We start from the raw sequence: 17,376 nt of genomic DNA, 5'->3' as shown, positions 1-17,376 counted from the left end.
AAACCTCGGAAACCGCGGAAACAGGCCGGCACGCAACCGATCACAACTCTCAGAACGCACAGGGGCAACAACTATGACGACGAGCTCAATCAAATCGCTGCAGATCGGGATGCACTGGTTTCCCGAGCGCGCGGGCGGCCTCGACCGCATGTACTACTCGCTGGTCGGCGCGCTGCCGGGCGCGGGCGTCGCGGTGCGCGGCGTAGTGGCAGGCTCGCCCAAGGTGGCCGCGGACACCGGCGGCGCGATCAACGGCTTCGGCCCGGCCGCGCAATCGCTGCCGTTGCGGCTGATGGCGGCACGCCGCGCGCTGCGCCACGAAATCAGCACGGCGCGTCCCGACGTGATTTCGTCGCATTTCGCGCTGTACACCTTCCCGGGCCTCGACGTGACGCGCGGGATCCCGCAGGTGTCGCATTTCCAGGGGCCGTGGGCCGACGAGAGCCACGTGGAAGGCGCCGATTCGCTCGGCCAGCGCGCCAAGCGTTATCTGGAGCAGTCGGTGTATGCACGCTCGTCGCGGCTGATCGTGTTGTCCGAAGCGTTCGGCAAGATTCTCACCTCGCGCTACCGTATCGCGCCGGAGCGCGTGCGCGTGGTGCCGGGCTGCGTGGACGTCGAGCAGTTCAATCTGCCGATCACGCCGGCCGAGGCGCGGCTAAAGCTGCAATTGCCGCAAGACCGGCCGATCGTGCTGGCGGTGCGGCGCCTGGTGCGCCGCATGGGTCTCGAGGATCTGATCGACGCGGTGAAGCTGCTCAAGCGCCGCGAACCCGACGTGCTGCTGCTGATCGCGGGCAAAGGCCGGCTCGAAGGCGAGTTGCAGGCGCGTATCACCGAGGCGGGCCTCGAAAACAACGTCAAGCTGCTGGGCTTCGTGCCGGATCAGCACCTGGCGGCGCTCTATCGCGCGGCGAATATCAGCGTGGTGCCGACGGTCGCGCTAGAGGGCTTCGGCCTGATCACGGTCGAATCGCTGGCCTCGGGCACGCCCGTACTGGTGACGCCGGTGGGCGGCTTGCCGGAAGCGGTGGCAGGCTTGTCGCCGAATCTGGTGCTGCCGGCGACCGGCGCTCAGGCGATCGCGGAAGGCCTGGCAGGTGCGTTGAACGGCTCACTGAAGTTGCCGGATGCGGATGCATGCCGTCGCTACGCGCGCGATAACTTCGACAATTCGGTCATCGCGAGGCGCGTGGCGTCGGTGTATAGCGAGGCGATTACGGCGGGTGGGGTGCACTGAAGGCGCTGACGCTGCTCAGAGTGAACGCGGCGCATGGCTCGCCGCATTCACTCTCGCAAGCGGAAAAAAACTAACGCCGCCTGGTGGCGTAAAAGCAGACGAGGCCTGAATCATTGCGATCAGGCCTCGTCTGCTTTTGCATCGGGTGAAATGTCGGCGGTGGGTGTGCGGCGGCCGCGCGTGCGACCGCCATCCCCGCTTAGAACGTTTCGTGATGCTGATTGCGGCCGAGATCCGCATGAACCATCATGTGGCACAGCTGTTCGAGCGTGGTCTCCGGCTTCCAGCCGAGCTTCTCGTGGGCCTTGTCGGCGCAGCCGATCAGCAGATCGACTTCCGCCGGACGGTAGAACCTGGGGTTCACGCGCACCAGCGTCTTGCCGGTCGCGACGTCGATGCCGACTTCACGCTCGTCCTTGCCCGACCATTCGATCTGATAGTCCGCGGCGGCGAACGCCATGCGCACGAAGTCGCGTACCGTCTCGGTGCGGTTGGTGGCGAGCACATAAGTGTCGGGTTCGTCGGCTTGCAGCATGCGCCACATGCCTTCCACGTATTCGAGCGCGAAGCCCCAGTCGCGCTTCGCGCTGAGGTTGCCGAGTTCCAGCACGTCCTGTTTGCCGAGCTTGATCTTCGCGACGGTGTCGGTGATCTTGCGCGTGACGAATTCGCGGCCACGCAGCGGCGATTCGTGATTGAACAGAATCCCGCTGCTCGCAAACAGGTTGTACGACTCGCGATAGTTGATGGTCGTCCAGTGCGCGAACAGCTTGGCGACGCCATACGGGCTGCGCGGGTAGAACGGCGTGTCCTCGCGTTGCGGCACCGCTTGCACGAGGCCGAACATTTCCGAGGTCGACGCCTGGTAGTAACGGATCTTCGGATTCAGGATGCGGATGCCTTCGAGCAGATTCAACGCGCCGATGCCGGTCACTTCGGCGGTCGTCACCGGCTGGTCGAACGACACGCCCACGAAGCTCTGCGCGGCGAGGTTGTACAACTCGTCGGCGTGCGCGCCTTCGAGCAGACGCAGCGTCGAGCCGAGATCGGTCAGGTCGTGTTCGACAAGGCGCAGATTCGGATGATCGAGCACGCCGAGCTCACGAATGCGCCAGAAGTTGACCGAGCTGGTGCGCCGGTAGGTGCCGGTCACGTGGTAGCCCTTGTCGAGCAGCAGTTTGGTCAGATAGGCGCCGTCCTGTCCGGATACGCCGGTGATGATCGCTTTGCGTGGTTGGCTCATAGCTTGCCTTCGATATTGGTAAAAGAGAAAGAGAAGAAGCATCCGCGCCATGACGGCGCATTTCATCGGCACATTTCATCGGCACATTTCATCGGCACATTTCATCGGCACATTTCATCGGCACATTCAGAAGCGCATTTCAGAAGCACGTTCCAACAGCACGTTCCAAACGCGGGCTTTGGGACGCAAACCCGGAAACGCACTTGAAAAAACGCTTCAGGACGTACCGTCCAGCAGTTGCCGCACCAGCGGATCGATGACACGAAAATCCTGTTCGGCCTTGAGCCGGTACAAGCCCGGCTTCGGATGCGCGCCGTCGGACATCAGCGTCTTCCAGTCGGGCAGGCCGCAGATGTAGGCGAACTGGTCGACGAGCGGCACCTGCTGTTCGGCGGCGACCCGGCGCGTCATCGCGACCATCGCGGCGAGCCGCGCATTGAGCCGGTTGTCGGGCATCGGATTCGCGGTCTGCAGAACCGGCCGCTTGCCGAGCGCGCGAGCGGTTTTCACGAGCGTCGTTTCGGCCTCGTAGAACTGCTCGGGCGTCTGGTTCTGCATCACTTCGTTGATGCCGTAGTTGATCAGCACAATCTGCGCGCGCGAAGCCGCGAGCCGCTCCTGCCACGGCAAACCCGCCGTGCGGTCGAGGCGGCCGCGCTGCGTGCCGTCGCGCAACTGGGTGGCCGTCGTGCCGCCCACGCCATAGTTCATGACCTGCACCCGCTCGCCGTGCGTGGCCTGCAACGCATCTTGCAGATACATGACGGCGTTTTGCGCCTGCGGCCCGCAGTGGCCGCCGCTGCATGAAATGCCGAGCGTGGTCGAATCGCCGTAAGCTTCGATCAGCACCCGCGCTTGCGGCGCCTGGATCTTTTCAGCCGTTTGCACCGCGCCGGCGCTGCCGGCACGCGCGTCGAATCCAAGCGAAGCCACCGCCGAAGCGGCGGCCCACAAGCTTGCCGCGAGCCACGTGCGGCGCCTCATGCGCGGCTTTGCGGCGCTTGCCGCGCGGCCCCGCTGATACCCGTGGCCCCGCTGACATCCGCGGCGCTGGCCGGCGCGTGGCCCTTGCCCGCCGGGCCGAAGATCAAACGCCGTTCGAACGCGAACCACGTGAGGCTGGCGTAGGCGAGGGTGATCGCCAGCGCCAGCGCCGCGGTCAGATATCGGTTCAGATGCAGCGGCCACAGCGTGTACAGCACGCTCAGGTGAATCAGGTAAATCGTGTAGCTGATAGTGCCGATATAGACCAGCACGGGATTGCACAGCAGCCGTTTGACGATGCCCTTGCTTTGCAGGGCGATGATCACAACGGAAGTACAAAGCACCAGCGAAATGCTGTAGAGCCCGGCATTCGAGAGCGGCGTATTCGCCGCGCGAAACCGCGGATAGTGCAGGTGCAGCCAAGCGAGCACGGCCAGCGCGGCGAAAAAGCCGAGCACCGCGAACCCTTTGAACGGTTCCAGCGCATCGCGATCGCGCCGCACGGCAACCGCGAGCAGCGCGCCGGCCGCGAGCAGGTCCATGCGGAACGGCGTCAGATAGTAGATCGGCCAGAACGAGTCGAACCAGGGCGTGGCGACGGCGCGCAGCGCCGGCACCGCGAAGATCAGCGCGGCCGCCACGTAGCCGAGCACGCGCTCGGGTACGAGCAGGATCACGAACGGCCAGAAAATATAGAACTGCTCTTCGACGGCCAGCGACCACAACACATTCAGGCTGTCGTGACCGCTCTGATTGAGCGCGTCGCCGATATTGGTGGCGAAAAACGCGTACCACTGCCAGTGCTGCGCCCAGCCAAACCCGAACAGAATCGACGACACCACCATCAGCAACAGATACGGCGGCAGGATGCGGCGCGCCCGGCGTGCGTAGAAATAACCGAAATACGACTGCTGGCGCGCCTTGCGTTCGAGCAGGATGCCGGTGATCAAAAAGCCGCTCAGGACGAAAAACAGATCGACGCCCATCCACAGCGGCGCTTTCAGCGCGTGCTGCGCGAACACCGCAAGCACGGCGATGGCGCGCAAGCCGTCGAGCTGCACGATGCGGCGTGAGTGGGAAGGCGCTGAGGGCAATGCGCTAGCTGTCATGAACCGTCCATGGTGTGAAGCGGATGGGCCGGGCGAAGGATCGGGCCGGGGTTCGCGCGGTCAGGCGGACGAACGGGCGCGGTCGCTTCGCGTCGCAACGGAAGTGGATTCGATTCTATGGAAAAGAAATTGATGAAAAAACGGGAATGAAATAGATAAATGAATCAGATTGCAACAGGGTGTTTCGTTGCTCATTCCAGATGAATTTTTGTGCTTGCATCGAGACGGCGGGGGCATCCGCAAAGAGCGTGCAAAGAGCGGGTAAGAAGTGCGGCGCGCATGCGGCTTCATCGGTAAAGATGGGCCGACAGGGTGCGGCTGCGAGCGTCTTTGCCGAGTCCATTGCGCTTTAATCGATTTTTAAATCGATTTCTTTCACTACGGTTAAAGCGGCGAATATTTTTGAATTATTTTCGATTTTCGTCGCGCTGTTTTTTCCGCGTAATGTGAGCCGTGCGGATTGGGCGGCCAAGGACGGCGCGTGGGTCGCGCGCTCAGCGCGTGCCCAGGTTTTCGTGGTGCTGTCTTTATCCATGGTTCAAAGCCGGGTCCTGCACGCAGGGGGCGTGGAGGTTGCGGCTCGCGCAAACCGGTTTCACCGTTCTTACGCCGCTTCTTGGTTCCTTAGCTCATCTCATTCGATTGTTTCCATGCTGGCGCGGGCCTTTTTCCTGACCGCGGCACGGCCCTGACTGGAGGAAATACTTTGTCCCGTTTCACGTTCAAGACCTCGATCGCTGTGCTCGTCGGTGTGGCCGGATTGACGGCGGCATCGATCAGCTTCACGGCATCTGCGGAAACCGTGTTGAACGCGAAGACTTCCTGGATCGGCAATAGCTTCGGTTTCGGCGACGGCACATGGGCGCAGATCAACATTACCGCGATCGCGGTTGCGCCGGACGGCAAGGTCTATACGAACGCACCGTGGGACGAAAGCGGCGCCGAAGCCAGCGTCTACCAGAACGGCAAGATGCTTGGCTTCGCGGGCGGCACGCATGGCTGGGGCAACGGCGGCGGCAACGCGATCGCGGTGAATCGCCGCTACGCGTTCGTCGCGATCGCGGTCGGCAACGAAAAGGGGCATCTGGTCGAGCAGGGCGTGTGGCCGGAGAAGGGCAAACAATGGTTCGGTATTTCGCGTCGCCAGATTGCCGATCCGAAGCGCGCCGCGCCGTTCCAGCCGGCCGCCAAAAACGCCGATCCGCATGCGCAACTGGCCGCCGGCTTCCTGATGATGAACGAGGTGCCGACCGGCACCAGCGCCGAAATCGGCGGCCTCGCGGCGAACGACACCACGCTGTACGCGGCCAATACCGCGCGCGATCGCATCGAGGTCTACGACGCCGAATCGATGCAGCAGAAAACCACCTGGAGCGTGCATGAGCCGGGGCGCATCGCGCTCGCCCCCGATGGCACGCTGTGGGTGCTGAGCGGCACGCGCAACGACAGGACACCGCACGTCGAGCACTACGCCGCCGACGGCAAGCGCATCGACGAGACTGTCGCGCTGCCCGCCGACACGGTCGCGGTGGATATCGCCGCGGATGCGCAAGGCCGCGTGCTGATTGCCGATAACGGCCCGCGCCAGCAGGTGCTGTTCTTCGGCAAGAGCAACGGCCGTTATGCGGAGTCGGGCACGCTCGGCGAGCGCGGCGGCATTTTCAGCGGCGTGCCCGGCAAGCCGGGGCCGCAGCGCTTCAACGGCCTGACCGGCATCGGCGTGGATGCGCGCGGCAACGTCTACGTATCGACCAACGGCATCGGTCCGCGCTACGAGCCGATCGGCGCGGGCCTCGGCGCGACGCTCGAAAGCTATGCGCCGGACGGCAAACAGAACTGGCAGGTGCAAGGTCTCCTGTTCGTCGACGGCGCGTGGATCGACCCGTCGCGGCCCGACAGCGTCTACAGCGGCAACAAGCGCTTCGAACTCGATCTGTCGAAGCCCGCCGGACAGGACTGGAAATACGCGGGCTTTCTGTCGAACCGTTTCAAGTATCCCGACGATCCCGTCTTTCACGTCGATCAATATCCCGGCTTGCCAATTGCCCGCAAGCTCAAGGGCCGCACGTTCCTGTACCTGACGGACATGTACGCGGACCATCTGAAGATCTATCGCTTCGACCCGCAGCGCGACGGCGAAACCGCAATTCCATCGGGTTTCATCGCCGGGCGTGAACGCGCGGTCGCCAGGGTGCCGAATGCGCCGCCCGGCGGCGACTGGATCTGGCGCGATACGAACGGCGACGGCAAGTTCAACAGCGACGAATTCACCCTCAACACCAGCGGCACGAAGCTCGCGGGCGGCTGGGGCTGGTGGGTCGACAGCGCCGGCGACATCTGGCGCACGCGCGATTCGAAGGGCATCTACCGCTTCCGCTTCGGCGGACTCGACGCGAAGGGCAATCCGGTCTACGCGTACTCGAACATGACGCAGTACCCGGTGCCGCAACCGTTCACCGAACTGCATCGCGCGATCTACGAACCCGACACCGACACGATGTACGTGGCCGGCTATACGCCCGACACGCCGGCCGATCGCGGCTTCTGGAAGGAAGTGGGCCGCGTGCTGGTGCGCTACGACAAATGGTCGAGCGGCAATCCGGTGCAGCGCTATTCGATCACGCTGCCCTGGCAGACGAGCAAACCCATCGCGACGATCATCGGCCTGACCGTCGAAGGGCAATACCTCTTCGGCGTCGAGCCGGTCGGCGCGGTGCACGTGTGGGACAAGGACAGCGGCAAGGAACTCGGCGTGATCCGGCCGGGTCCCGAAGTGGGCCGCGCGTCCGGCTGGGTCGATGTGCCCAACGGCATCAGCGCCGCGAAGCGCAGCAATGGCGAGTACCTCGTGTTCGTCGAGGAAGACGCGCGCGGCAAAGTGATGATGTACCGCTGGAAGCCGTCATGAAACGCGCGTCGTCACGGCTTTTTTCGCGCTTTCCCGCAATACAGGACATTACCAGGCATCACCAGGCAATAACCCGGCAATAACCCGGCAATAACCCGGCAATAACCCGGCCTCACCAGGCCAACGTAGTCAAACCCAGGGCATCCGATGGACAAAGGCATTCTCAAGAATGTAGCGATCAATTTATTCGGCCTCGTGCTGCCGACTTTCGTTTCGCTCGTGACCGTGCCGTCGTATATCAAGCTGCTCGGCGTCGAGCGCTACGGCGTGATCAGTCTCGTGTGGACCTTGATCGGCTACTTCGGGATTCTCGATCTCGGCATGAGCATGGCCGCGCAGAATCACATCTCGAAGGCGCGAGCCTCCGGCGACAAGGATGAGAGCGCGCGCGTGTTCTGGAGCGCGACGTGGCTCAATCTCGCGACCGGCGTGATCGGCGGCCTGGTCATCTATTTCGGCGCGTTCCTGTACACCGCGTATTTCACCAAGGTGTCGCCCGAGTTGCAGCACGAAGTCTATATGGCGCTGCCGTGGCTCGCGGTGGCGATTCCGATTGCGAATGTGTCGTGGGTATTCGCCGGTGCGATCAACGGCGCGGAACGCTTCGGCGTCTACAACACCAACCAGACGATCGGCACCTTCCTGTTCCAGTTGCTGCCGCTAGGCGCCGCATGGTGGATGGGCGCGACCCTGCAGAACGTGCTGGCCGCGGCGGTGTTCGCGCGCATTCTCGCCGCGGCGCTGTTGGGCCGCTCCGCGCTGCAGGTGCTGGAAATTCGCCGCATCCTGCCGCCGCAACTCGGCGTGGCCAAAGGCCTCTTCAACTTCGGCGGCTGGATGCTGATCGCGAGCGTCACCAACATGATCGCCGAATCGCTCGACCGCGTGATGCTCGGCACGAGTCTCGGCGCGCGTTTCGTCACGTATTACACGGTGCCGCAGAATCTCGTGACGCGTTTGAACATCGTGCCGACCGCACTGGTGCGCACGCTGTTTCCCAGGCTTTCCGCCGTGGGCCGCGCCGATGCCGACACCATCACGCAGCAGTCGCTCGAATTTCTCAATGGCGTGTTCACGCCGGTCGCGCTCGTCGCGATGCTGGTGCTGGAGCCGTTCCTGCATCTGTGGGTGGGCAATGAAATCGCCACCGTGGCCGCGCCCGTGGGCCGGATCATGATCGTCGCCGTGTGGCTCGTCGGGCAGGCCAACGTGACGCGGATTCTGATCCAGTCGCAGGTCAATCCGGCCACTGCTGCGCGCGTCGGCCTGTTCGAATTGCCCTTGTTTGCAGGCGCATTGTGGCTGGGCATCACCCATTTCGGTTTGACCGGCGCGGCGATGGCCGTGGCCGGCCGCGCGCTGTTCGATTACGCGGTGCTGCTGCGCCTGTCGGCGATTCGTGCCCGGCAGATCGCGCTCGACATGCTCGCGCATCTCGCTTTCCTGCTGGCGAGCCTGTGGCTCGCCAGTTTCCTGCCGAGTCTCGCTTTGGCGATCGTCGCCGGTGTGTTGATGGTGGGCGCGAATCTCGCCTGGTCCATCACGATGACGCCCGCCTTACGCGATCTTGCGCGTTCACTGCTGTTGCGACTGAATCCGAGGAAAAGCGCATGAACCACGAAGTCCTTGACGAAGCCGTGCTGCAACCCGCGACGCGCAGCGCTCTGGCTGAACTCACTACCGTTCCCGGCGTTCAGGCGCCGCCGCGCCGCGCGGCGCGCGCCGGCAAGACAGTGCGCGTCGCGATCGTGCACGACTGGCTCGTCACCTATGCGGGCGCGGAGAAGGTGCTCGAGCAGATCGTCGCGTGCTTTCCGGACGCGGACCTGTTCAGCCTCGTAGATTTTCTCGACGACCGCAGTTTCCTGCGCGGCAAGCCGGTCACGACCTCGTTCATCCAGAAGCTGCCGCGCGCGCGCACCAAGTACCGCGCCTATCTGCCGTTGATGCCGCTCGCGATCGAGCAGCTCGACGTGTCGGCGTACGACGTGGTGATTTCGAGCAGCCACGCGGTCGCCAAAGGGATTCTCACCGGTCCCGACCAGGTGCATATCAGCTACGTGCATTCGCCGATCCGCTATGCGTGGGATTTGCAGCATCAGTACCTGCAGCAGTCGAAGCTGACCGGCGGCCCGAAGTCGGCGATGGCGCGGCTGATTCTTCACTACATCCGCAACTGGGATATCCGCACGTCGAATTCGGTGGATGGCTTCGTCGCCAACTCCGAGTTCATCGCGCGGCGTATCAAGAAGGTCTATCAGCGCGATTCGACAGTGATCTTTCCGCCGGTCGACGTCGAGGCTTTTTCGCTCTGCACGGAGAAGGACGATTTTTATCTGACCGCCTCGCGGATGGTGCCGTACAAGAAAATCGATCTGATCGTCGAAGCCTTCGCGCGGATGCCCGAGCGCAAGCTGGTGGTGATCGGCGACGGTCCCGACATGCAGAAGATCCGCGCGAAGGCGGCGCCGAATGTCGAGATCATGGGCTATCAGCCGTTCAAGGTGCTGAAGGACAGGATGAGCCGCGCCAGGGCCTTCGTGTTCGCGGCCGAAGAAGACTTCGGCATCTCGGTGGTCGAGGCGCAGGCTTGCGGTACGCCGGTGATCGCCTACGGCAAGGGCGGGGCGCTCGAAACCGTGCGCGATCTGTCCAACGCACGGCCCACGGGCATGTTCTTCGACGAGCAGAGCGCCGAGTCGATCATCGCCGCGGTTGAGCGTTTCGATACCGACGCGAAGCATTTTTCGCCGGCGGATTGCCGGGCCAATGCCGAGCAGTTTTCGGCCGCGCATTTCCGCGAACGTTTCTTCGAGCATGTGCGGGCTTCGGCGCCGGCGTTGCGCTCGGCGACATTGCCGCCGTACGTCCCGTATAAAACGGACCCGGCCGTCACGGCGCCGCGCGTGCTGGCCGTCGATCAGAGCGGTGTGCTCGGCGGCGCCGAGCTGTCCTTGCTGGAAATCGTCAAGGCATTGCGTGCGCGCATCGAAGTCGTGCTGTTCGACGACGGCCCGTTCCGCACCGCGCTGGCCAAAACCGGCGTGAGCGTCAACGTGCTGGACGCGGGCGCCTTGCGCCACGTCCGCAAGCAAGGCGGTTCATTGCCGAAGGGGCAGGCGCTCAAGAGCCTGATTTCGCTCGTGCGCGCGACCGCGAAACGCGCGCGCGACGCCGAGGTGATCTACGCGAACACGCAGCGCGCGATGGTGATCGGCGCGATTGCCGGCAAGCTCGCGCGGCGGCCGGTGGTGTGGCATCTGCGCGATATCGTCAGCCCCGAGCATTTCGGCGGCAAGCAGCTGGCGATCATCAAGTGGTGCGCGCGCTTCGGCCTCACGCATGTGATCGCCAATTCGGCGGCTTCGGCGCGTGCGTTCACCGACCTGACGCGCTTCGACGAAAAGCGTATCGATGTGGTGTTCAACGGCATTTCCGCGGCACCGTTCGACGCGTTGCACACAGTCCCGCAGGCGGTGCTGCGTAAGCGCCTCAGCTTGCCGCAGGACGCGTTTCTGGTCGGCTCGTTCAGCCGCCTCGCGCGCTGGAAGGGGCAGCACGTGCTGCTCGAGGCGATGGTGCTGAATCCGCAGATGCATGCGGTGCTGGTCGGTGCGCCGCTGTTCGGCGAAGACGCCTACGAGATCGAATTGCACGCCTTCGTCGCCGCGCACAACCTGGGCGACCGGGTGCATTTCCTCGGCTTCCAGCACGATATTCCGGCCTGCATGTGCGCGGTCGACGCGGTGGTTCATACGTCGATCACGCCGGAGCCGTTCGGCCGCGTGATCGTCGAAGGGATGCTGGCGCAGCGGCCGGTGGTGGCGGCACGCGCGGGCGGCGTGCTGGAGATCATCGACGACTACGAGAACGGCCTGCTGTGCACCCCTGGCGATGCGCACGGTCTGGCCGATACGCTGGCTGAGTTGCGCTCGAACGACGAACTGCGCGGCAGGCTGGTCAAGAACGGTTATCAGACGGCGCTGAGCCGGTTTGGGACCTCGGCCTATGTGGAAGGTGTCGAGCGGATTCTGAGGCGCGTGGCGGGGGGCTAAAGCGGTTTAACGTCGGGGTAGGCAGGGGCTGGCCGGCTCCTGTCGTTTGCGCAGCGGAGCGAAAGTCTTGACGACCTTCGCTCCGTTTTTTTGGGCGCGCTTTTTTTATCTTGTTGTGGTCAAGCCTGTTTCAACGCGGCTTTAGGTTTTTGGAGAGGCTTAACGAGGGGTGTTTCCGACTCGGATACCGGGTATTCCTACGCATCAAACTGAACTGACCGATTCTTCAATAAGGGGCAGTGCCGTATCGTTCGCAAATAGTTGGCAAAACGTATTGGCTGGCGCCACCGCGCGCTACGACTACGACGCGGCGGGCAACATCACCGCGATCCAGCGGCAGGGGGCGCGGTCTTCACGAGTGCCGGTGAGCGGCGCGGGTTCTTCGCGTACATCGGAAGTCGGCAAATCGCCGAGGCGGCTGGAATCGCGCCGCTTGCGTGCAATCCATTCCCGATCTTCGTCATCGAGATGGATGTAGCGCGCGATTGAAAGCAATGGCAATACGTTTGTGATGTGTGAAATTGCCGCAATTGGCAACTCTGAAGGAGCAAGCTGGAACGATGACGATTTTTTATCATGTAGTCGAAGACGACCCGCTCGATAGTGGCGGCTCCAGCCGAGTCATCGGCGGCAATCCAAACACAACCATTGAAGGCGAAGACGGTCGTACCCGATCACAAGCGTTCCTGGGTCATAAAGCGTGGTGTGACGCCTGCAAAGACTTTGGTGTGATTGTTGCCGGGCCCGGCTCACCGGGTTACGATTTGCGGATGTTCGACCATGAGGTCGGGGACTATGAAGCAGTAGACGGCGATCTCGTCGTATGCAAATGTGAGCGTTCTCCGAGAATTATTGCTGTGCACGGGCGGCGCAGCTGGATCGAAACATACAGTGGCGCCGTAGGTACTACCGTCGAGAATGTGGCGACAGACAGCATAGGCCAGTCGTTCGACGACAGATACGTGCTGAGAGAAATCAACAGCCAACCCATGGCAAATACTGCCTACGCAGTGCAGCGGGAGGCCGGTGCATTTGAATACGGCGAGACGGACGATAAAGGACATACACATTTGCTTTCAGCGGCCGCGGCCGCTGAAAACATTAAGGTGTTTCTTGCAGGGTGAGGAATAGCACATGATGCGTCGAATCGCCGTTGTCGGCGACAAACTGGAAACAGGTGGGCGAATCCTGCGCTATAGCGGCCCTGCCTTTACGATAGGCGACGCTGGACGCTAGGTTGCGCTGATTGGCAGGACTGCCGTGGTGCGAAGCGTGTAAGAGCACCGGCGTAATAGCGATGGCAGGCGGCCCCCGTCGCATCGATTTTATGGGGCAGACCGCAGCCGATCGCGATATCGTTCACTGCAAATGTGCAACACCCCCGCAAATCGTAGCATTGCTATCCGGTGAATCGTGGTGCGACGACATGGCTGAAACGATGGGCGTTGTGACACCGGAAGTAACAGGACATGGTTGAGTCGAACTGAAACGCCGTGTGGCAGTAACCAACGGCGATCCAGCACGCCACGGATACAGCCTTCTGGATAATAGTTGTTCGTCAAACGTCGCAGACGTATTGAACCTCGTCGGAATCGTTGCCTATGATCCGCGTGGTTTTGGTATGGTCAGCCCCGAAGACATTGCCGTCGGTCTATCACATTCCAAGCGGGTGAAGGAGAAGCGGTTCTATCCGAAGGGAGGCTCGTGAAAACGCTGCTTTTGGCAATTGCTATTGGAACGGAGGTTATGATGTCAGCTTGCTCGCATAAGGATGAAGTATGAGTAGCCACGAAAAGCACCCCCGTATATGCATCCGATAGCGATGCGGAAGACCGAGTTCTGTTCACGTTGGCCGCAGGAGATTCTTGTATCCCATTGCGAGAAGGTGTTGTCGTAAAAGCCTATCTGCACACTGAGATCCAGTGCAAAAATGGGCGCGGATGGGTAATCGATAAACAAAATTTCGATACCAAATCAGGAGGCTAAAACCGGATGTGGCGGATTTTTCGAATCCCGGCCAGACCTCAAAAACGGATGGTGATGGGCATACACATTTACTGGCTTCCATCGCTTCCGCCGAGAACATTAACCTTTACCTTGCAGGATAGTCATGCCAGAACAGATTCACATTTCCCCAAATGGGACCCGCTACCAACTCGTTGCAACAAAGACGACCACGCCAACCAGCGATACGTCGCCCAAACCTATCACGGTCAAGCTAAAGACGTTCTGGAAAACGACTCGCAAATGGACAGATTCCGATATTGCAGACTATCGGAATTCCGTTCCTCAGCTTGCCGAGCAGATCCGTACCGAACAGTATTGGGACCGAAGCGGCGACGTTCGCACGAACCGTTTCACATGCGAGGACTTTGCATTACGCGTGTTGGTTCAGTTTGCAGCGTCTCGAGGACTTCCGCTTAAATTCACAAGTGGCGTGCGTACTTATCGGAACATGGAAGTTTATGGCAAGCCCGAACATGAAAAGTACGATTCCACCATGTACGGATTCGCCGATATGGTCGAATTGACCTACGGCGCACAGGACATGCAACGCGTGGGCTCGAACACGGTACCGTTAAGCGGTCCGGAAGCCCTTCTTCCTGGAGACATTCTGGCTCAGGCAAATGACCGCGCCGGGATCGCGCACCACGTCCAGTTGGTCCTGAGCGCCGACGCGTCAACCATTACAATCATGCAGGGTAACTCCAGCGGAGTAATTGTCCGTCCTTTCACAACTGCCATGCGTGTACTTGGCCTTAATCGTGCCGATCCTCAAAATAGCTCCTATGCCGGAATGCCGCCTGAAAATGGCGTATACACCAAAAACGGAGGCGGATGGAACTACAAGAATACGACGAAGGAAACCGAAGCAGAAGATTTTCTAAGGAAGTTCCAATTTTATCGCTGGAATTTCCCTGAATTCAACCGGTGATAGCGAGAGTTTTAATGCCAGCATATTTCTCCGCACTTGCAGATAGCGATCTGTTTGGATCGCTGTCGTTCCTTTGCCTAGCTGTTGCGGTTGCGGGACTGTTTCCTGGAGTTAGAAATTCAAAGCTGTATTTTCCTGCTGTGTTCGTGTGCCTTCTATTCATGCCCGTCATGCACGCAATAGGCTCTTATTTCCTGTCCCAACCAAGTCCGTGAGCGAGTTGGGGCATGTACATGAAAAAACCAAACTAGATAAGCAGGCGGGCTCACATTGTATTAGCGGCACAGTCGCTCTGAAATTTTCAGACTTCTCCGGCTGGAACTTCATGGAGTTCGATCGTTGAGCGAAAACATGCAAGCGCTTTTTTCAGTGCTGTCGGATGACACCAGCGGCGCAATTTGGATCGTCGCCGCACTCAATTTACTAACTATAGCGTGTGGAACACGCCCCAGCATCTGGCAGACAAAGGTCTTCAAGGCTTTGGTATTTGCGCAGCTATTAGTTATTCCGGCGGTTGCCGCTATTGGATTCCATTACGCCATTCGACCGTCAGCGTGACCGTAGATGCCTACGCGAGCACGCTCGGCAAACCGAATACCTAACGGCCTATCACCAGAAGCAGGCTAACCAGTGAAGAAGCGTTATATCGTCCTTGGCTTTGTTCAGTTGCTTCTGATTTTCCTATCAGGCTGGCTAAGACGGATTTCACGGATAGAAATTGATTTTGAATTGGAGACATGGTCTCTAAACATGCAGCTTTCGTTTTACTGCTTGACCGGGTGGCTCGTAACCATTGCTGTGGCAGTATGGTTTTCCGTAGTTGATAAGAGGAACAGATCGATGATCGTTCTGTTCCTCGCTCTTCTTCTGCCATCGATTGAATTCTTCTTGTGGGTTGGGCTGAGCTTTTGATAGCGAACGGGTGAACGAGCGGTATTCCATCAATGATCCCACGATTTTCCCCTTCAAATCATCAACGTAGATTGAGATGCGGCGGAGTTTTCGCGATTACCGGCCGCCCCTCACTAATCCCCGTTGTCTCTCCAAAGGCGGACCATGAAGCTTGGGTATGCTCGCGTCTCAACTGAGACGCAAGACAACGCTGCTCAACTTGCCGCGCTGAAACGCGCCGGATGTAAGCGAATATTCGAAGAAAAGGCATCCGGTGGTCGTTGGGAGCGCCCTGAACTACAGCGATTACTCGAACAACTCCGCGAAGGTGACGTGCTTGTCGTCTGGAAGCTGGATCGGCTTTCCCGTTCGTTGAAAGACGTGTTGATCTTGATGCAACGAATTGAGGACGCCGGAGCTGGCTTCCGAAGCTTGACGGAGGCGATTGACACCACCTCACCGGCAGGCCGGATGATGATGCAGATGGTAGGCTCATTCGCAGAGTTCGAACGGGCCATGCTACGCGAGCGTACTCGTCACGGTCCGATCATGGCTCGAAAAGAAGGACGGATTGGAGGGCGCAGGCCCAAACTCAATGCCCGTCAACAACGCGAAATTGCGAAGCTTGTGAACTCCGGAGAACACACAGCTGCCGACTCTGCCAGATTGTTTGGCGTGCATCCGTCTACCGTGGCCCGGCATTTGGCGCGAATTAGGCTAGCTGGGTAGCACGGCAAACAGCTTACAGTAAAGCGGTGTAACGATGAGCCGCTGGTGCTCGACGGTGATACGCACTCGCTGTCCGGGCTCAAAGCCGGCTGTCTCGATCCGGCGACCGGAGAGCGTCATCCATGGAAAGAGGAGCCGCGAGACCTGCTCCTTATCGCGATTTAAAACTCGCCGACCACTTCATCGCCGGCAATTCGACCAGCCGGTAGAACACGTAAGCGACCGGCACGGCCACCAGCATGTAGCCGAACGACGGCCAGATCGACATTTGCAGCGACGAGCGGAACAGCAGCGACGAAAGCAGCACGAAGATCGGCAGATGGATCAGGTACAGCGAGAAGCTGAAATCGCCGAAACGCGACAGCAGGCGCAATCCGGCCGAGTCGGCCTTGCCGGCTCGAGGGCGTTCCAGCGCCTTGTACAGGTAGAACGCGAAGCCGAGCGCCCAGAGTTGGAACGCGCCGTATTGGCCATAACGGAACGCCACGCAGCCGAGCGCGACGAACGCCGCGGCGAGCACGTAGAGCCAGACGGACGAACGGGCATCCGGCGCGGTGCGGGCCTTCGCGTCGGCGATCCATGCGCCGAGCGTCCACGAAAACCAGTACGACGGGAAGAACTGGATATCGTGGCGTTCGAGCACATAGGCGGACACCACGTTGATCACGGCGACGATCGCCAGCACGGAGGTCATGCCCAGACGCCGGCGCAGCGCGAACAGCAGCGGATAGATCGCGTAGAACTGTACTTCGAGGGAGAGCGTCCACAGCGCGCCGTTCGATCCGTAGGTCTTGCCGGCCACGCCTTGCAGCGAAAACAGGTTGACGAGGAACGCGTGCAGGCCGATTTCGCGGATCTTGTGATTGACCGGCGGCAGTTGCAGGCTGACCCAGTCGAGCGCGAAGGTCAGCGCCAGCGCGGCGAGCAACACCGGATAAATACGCGCGAAACGGCGCACCCAGAAATTGCCGGCATCGAGCCGGTAATCGGGATTTTTTGCCAGGCGCAGCGCGCCGCTGCGATGAATGCAGTAGCCGCTGATCACGAAGAAAATCGGCACGCCGGCGGAACCCCAGGCGATCGGGAACGTCAGGTACGCGGCGATCGCATTCAGATTCAGTGCATGGCCGACGCTCTGATGGAAAGCCTGCATGCCGACCCATTCGACCTGGCGGCAGTGGAAATACGCGACCAGCAGCGCGGCAAAGCCCCGCATGGCGTCGATGACATGTTCCTTACCAGCGCTGTCCGCGCGTGCTTCGCTGCGGGCGCGCGGTGGCGT

The 17,376-nt window shown here is 60.9% G+C and carries 16 protein-coding genes; 9 read left to right on the top strand and 7 right to left on the bottom strand.

The genetic code is table 11. The features are described 5' to 3' along the window. Positions 1-73: 73 nt before the first annotated feature. Positions 74-1,240, top strand: coding sequence for a glycosyltransferase family 4 protein (locus AC3WLT_RS21180; RefSeq protein ID WP_492593645.1), 1,167 nt, complete (start codon positions 74-76; stop codon positions 1,238-1,240). Positions 1,241-1,439: 199 nt separating this feature from the next. On the opposite strand, the gene gmd is transcribed toward AC3WLT_RS21180, so the two are convergent. From gmd to AC3WLT_RS21160, 4 genes are all read right to left on the bottom strand, one after another. Continuing rightward, on the bottom strand, positions 1,440-2,483 hold the full coding sequence (gene gmd / locus AC3WLT_RS21175) for a GDP-mannose 4,6-dehydratase (protein WP_492593644.1): 1,044 nt from the start codon (positions 2,481-2,483) through the stop codon (positions 1,440-1,442). Positions 2,484-2,699: 216 nt separating this feature from the next. Continuing rightward, entirely contained in the window at positions 2,700-3,467 is a 768-nt protein-coding gene (locus AC3WLT_RS21170) for an SGNH/GDSL hydrolase family protein (RefSeq protein ID WP_492593643.1), read from the bottom strand. Continuing rightward, the gene (locus tag AC3WLT_RS21165) at positions 3,464-4,576 is read right to left on the bottom strand and encodes an acyltransferase family protein (RefSeq protein ID WP_492593642.1); all 1,113 of its coding nucleotides are present in this window, start codon (positions 4,574-4,576) and stop codon (positions 3,464-3,466) included. Before AC3WLT_RS21165 ends, AC3WLT_RS21170 begins: the two co-directional genes overlap by 4 nt. Positions 4,577-4,925: 349 nt before the next feature. Continuing rightward, positions 4,926-5,111: a hypothetical protein gene (locus AC3WLT_RS21160; protein WP_492593641.1), complete on the bottom strand. Its 186-nt coding sequence runs from the start codon at positions 5,109-5,111 to the stop codon at positions 4,926-4,928. A gap of 171 nt (positions 5,112-5,282) precedes the next feature. On the opposite strand from AC3WLT_RS21160, the gene AC3WLT_RS21155 reads away from it, so the two are divergent. The 3 genes from AC3WLT_RS21155 to AC3WLT_RS21145 all read left to right on the top strand — a co-directional run bounded on the left by AC3WLT_RS21155 (position 5,283) and on the right by AC3WLT_RS21145 (position 11,539). Then, the gene (locus tag AC3WLT_RS21155) at positions 5,283-7,484 is read left to right on the top strand and encodes an NHL repeat-containing protein (protein ID WP_492593640.1); all 2,202 of its coding nucleotides are present in this window, start codon (positions 5,283-5,285) and stop codon (positions 7,482-7,484) included. A 147-nt stretch (positions 7,485-7,631) separates the two neighbouring features. Next, on the top strand, positions 7,632-9,098 hold the full coding sequence (locus AC3WLT_RS21150; protein WP_492593639.1) for a flippase: 1,467 nt from the start codon (positions 7,632-7,634) through the stop codon (positions 9,096-9,098). Then, a complete protein-coding gene (locus AC3WLT_RS21145; RefSeq protein WP_492593638.1) occupies positions 9,095-11,539 on the top strand; it encodes a glycosyltransferase family 4 protein in 2,445 nt (814 codons plus the stop codon). Before AC3WLT_RS21150 ends, AC3WLT_RS21145 begins: the two co-directional genes overlap by 4 nt. Before the next feature lie 300 nt (positions 11,540-11,839). Here the strand turns inward: AC3WLT_RS21145 and AC3WLT_RS21140 are convergent, their stop codons facing one another. Further along, a complete protein-coding gene (locus AC3WLT_RS21140) occupies positions 11,840-12,040 on the bottom strand; it encodes a hypothetical protein (protein ID WP_492593706.1) in 201 nt (66 codons plus the stop codon). A gap of 59 nt (positions 12,041-12,099) precedes the next feature. Here AC3WLT_RS21140 and AC3WLT_RS21135 point away from each other — a divergent pair, with 59 nt between their 5' ends. The 5 genes from AC3WLT_RS21135 to AC3WLT_RS21115 all read left to right on the top strand — a co-directional run bounded on the left by AC3WLT_RS21135 (position 12,100) and on the right by AC3WLT_RS21115 (position 16,094). After that, complete coding sequence (locus AC3WLT_RS21135; protein ID WP_492593637.1) at positions 12,100-12,663, top strand: PAAR domain-containing protein; 564 nt, start codon at positions 12,100-12,102, stop codon at positions 12,661-12,663. A gap of 371 nt (positions 12,664-13,034) precedes the next feature. Further along, positions 13,035-13,247 (top strand): hypothetical protein, encoded by a 213-nt coding sequence (locus AC3WLT_RS21130; RefSeq protein ID WP_492593636.1) that lies wholly within the window; start codon positions 13,035-13,037, stop codon positions 13,245-13,247. Positions 13,248-13,649: 402 nt separating this feature from the next. Beyond that, on the top strand, positions 13,650-14,474 hold the full coding sequence (locus AC3WLT_RS21125; RefSeq protein WP_492593635.1) for a hypothetical protein: 825 nt from the start codon (positions 13,650-13,652) through the stop codon (positions 14,472-14,474). A 339-nt stretch (positions 14,475-14,813) separates the two neighbouring features. After that, positions 14,814-15,032 (top strand): hypothetical protein, encoded by a 219-nt coding sequence (locus AC3WLT_RS21120; RefSeq protein ID WP_492593634.1) that lies wholly within the window; start codon positions 14,814-14,816, stop codon positions 15,030-15,032. Between the two features lie 498 nt (positions 15,033-15,530). Continuing rightward, the gene (locus tag AC3WLT_RS21115) at positions 15,531-16,094 is read left to right on the top strand and encodes a recombinase family protein (RefSeq protein WP_492593633.1); all 564 of its coding nucleotides are present in this window, start codon (positions 15,531-15,533) and stop codon (positions 16,092-16,094) included. Here the strand turns inward: AC3WLT_RS21115 and AC3WLT_RS21110 are convergent. Both AC3WLT_RS21110 and AC3WLT_RS21105 read right to left on the bottom strand, forming a co-directional pair. After that, positions 16,083-16,214, bottom strand: a complete 132-nt coding sequence (locus tag AC3WLT_RS21110) for a SymE family type I addiction module toxin (protein ID WP_492593632.1) — start codon at positions 16,212-16,214, stop codon at positions 16,083-16,085. The genes AC3WLT_RS21115 and AC3WLT_RS21110 overlap by 12 nt on opposite strands. Positions 16,215-16,245: 31 nt before the next feature. Continuing rightward, on the bottom strand, positions 16,246-17,376 hold a 1,131-nt coding region (locus AC3WLT_RS21105), incomplete at its 5' end, for an acyltransferase family protein (RefSeq protein WP_492593631.1).

The organism is Paraburkholderia sp. FW306-2-2C-D06C (assembly GCF_058781505.1).
This window is presented reverse-complemented; position numbering and strand designations above follow the sequence as displayed.

Coding starts and splice junctions, on each gene's coding strand:
- AC3WLT_RS21135 (WP_492593637.1), top strand. CDS start 12,100: ATGACGATTTTTTATCATGTAGTCGAAGACGACCCGCTCGATAGTGGC.
- AC3WLT_RS21125 (WP_492593635.1), top strand. CDS start 13,650: ATGCCAGAACAGATTCACATTTCCCCAAATGGGACCCGCTACCAACTC.
- AC3WLT_RS21115 (WP_492593633.1), top strand. CDS start 15,531: ATGAAGCTTGGGTATGCTCGCGTCTCAACTGAGACGCAAGACAACGCT.
- AC3WLT_RS21160 (WP_492593641.1), bottom strand. CDS start 5,111: ATGGATAAAGACAGCACCACGAAAACCTGGGCACGCGCTGAGCGCGCG.
- gmd (WP_492593644.1), bottom strand. CDS start 2,483: ATGAGCCAACCACGCAAAGCGATCATCACCGGCGTATCCGGACAGGAC.
- AC3WLT_RS21165 (WP_492593642.1), bottom strand. CDS start 4,576: ATGACAGCTAGCGCATTGCCCTCAGCGCCTTCCCACTCACGCCGCATC.
- AC3WLT_RS21170 (WP_492593643.1), bottom strand. CDS start 3,467: ATGAGGCGCCGCACGTGGCTCGCGGCAAGCTTGTGGGCCGCCGCTTCG.
- AC3WLT_RS21180 (WP_492593645.1), top strand. CDS start 74: ATGACGACGAGCTCAATCAAATCGCTGCAGATCGGGATGCACTGGTTT.
- AC3WLT_RS21150 (WP_492593639.1), top strand. CDS start 7,632: ATGGACAAAGGCATTCTCAAGAATGTAGCGATCAATTTATTCGGCCTC.
- AC3WLT_RS21110 (WP_492593632.1), bottom strand. CDS start 16,214: ATGACGCTCTCCGGTCGCCGGATCGAGACAGCCGGCTTTGAGCCCGGA.
- AC3WLT_RS21145 (WP_492593638.1), top strand. CDS start 9,095: ATGAACCACGAAGTCCTTGACGAAGCCGTGCTGCAACCCGCGACGCGC.